This is a genomic window from Streptomyces sp. NRRL B-24572, from assembly GCF_002156145.1.
GTDB lineage: Bacteria > Actinomycetota > Actinomycetes > Streptomycetales > Streptomycetaceae > Streptomyces > Streptomyces vietnamensis.
Genome location: NZ_MWIG01000819.1, coordinates 1 through 1,061 on the forward strand (window position 1 = coordinate 1; position 1,061 = coordinate 1,061).

2 protein-coding genes are annotated in these 1,061 nt (G+C 71.1%); both read right to left on the reverse strand.

Features of this window, described 5'->3' with window-relative positions; genetic code table 11:
* Positions 1 to 340 (reverse strand): AIM24 family protein (locus CCN56_RS36580; RefSeq protein ID WP_143664738.1); only part of this gene is annotated, 340 nt, incomplete at its 3' end.
* Between the two features lie 11 nt (positions 341 to 351).
* A partial coding sequence (locus CCN56_RS36585; protein WP_143664739.1) for an AIM24 family protein occupies positions 352 to 1,061 on the reverse strand: 710 nt, incomplete at its 5' end.

A 1,061-nucleotide genomic window follows, 5' to 3' on the forward strand; every position in this document is an offset into this window, starting at 1 on the left:
GGGCGTCGAAGGCGAGCACGTTGGTGCCGTTGACCGAGATCGAGTCGTTCTGGAGGTTGATGACGACGACGTCGGCGCCGTAGTCGGCGAGGTAGAGCAGTCCGTCGCCGGAGCACTTCATGATGGGCGCGCCCTCGCCGGTGGCCCACTGCTGGGCGACCTGGCGGACGGCGGGCGGGTTGGGCTCGTAGCTGATGAAGCCCTCGTAGGCGACCATCGAGCCGGTCCGGGCGTACAGGTCCTGGCCGGAGGCCATGGCGACCTTGAGCATGGTGCGGCCGTGGTTCTCCATCCGGGCCGCGACGGGGGTCGGGGCGTAGCCCGCGAGTTGCTGGTTCATGACGGGCTCCCTCAGACCTCGTAGGGCTGGACGACGATGAAGTTGCCGGGGGCTCCCCGGAACTGGAGGTTCACGGTCTCCCCGCTGTGGCCCGGGTAGGCGTTGCGGCGCAGCCTGACCTGGCTGGAGAGGATGACCTGGGACGCGGACGACCAGGCGACGACGGCGTTGCAGTCGGCGAAGGTCGTCGGCGTGACGGGCAGGACGACGGGGACGCCGTGGGTCTTCACGACGACGGTGCCGGTGCCCTGGAACTGCATGGTGAACAGGGCACCGCCGGGGATGCCGTGGCCCTCGATGCGGCGGACCTCGTACTGCAGGGACTCGTCGAACGCGAGGACGTTCTCTGCGGAGACGCAGATGCCGTCGCCCTGGAGCTCGATCGGGTGCAGGTGCGCGCCGTTCTCGGCGAGGAAGACCTGGCCGCGGCCGGTGCAGCGCATGAGCTGCATCTCCTGGCCGGTGGCGTTGCCGACGATCCGGCCGGCGAAGCCCGCGCCCTTGTAGCCGAAGTCGACCTTGCCCTGGTACATGACCATGGAGCCCTGCCGGGCGAGGACGGGGACGCCGCCCATGGCGAGGTCGACCCGCATGAGCTGCTGGTTCTGCGGGGTCCAACGGGCGCCGGTGGCGGTCTCCTTGTACGGCGCGAGCGCGGCGGCGAGGCCCGCGCCGGTGGCCGGCACGCCCTGCGGGACGCCGGGCTGCTGCCGGCCACCGG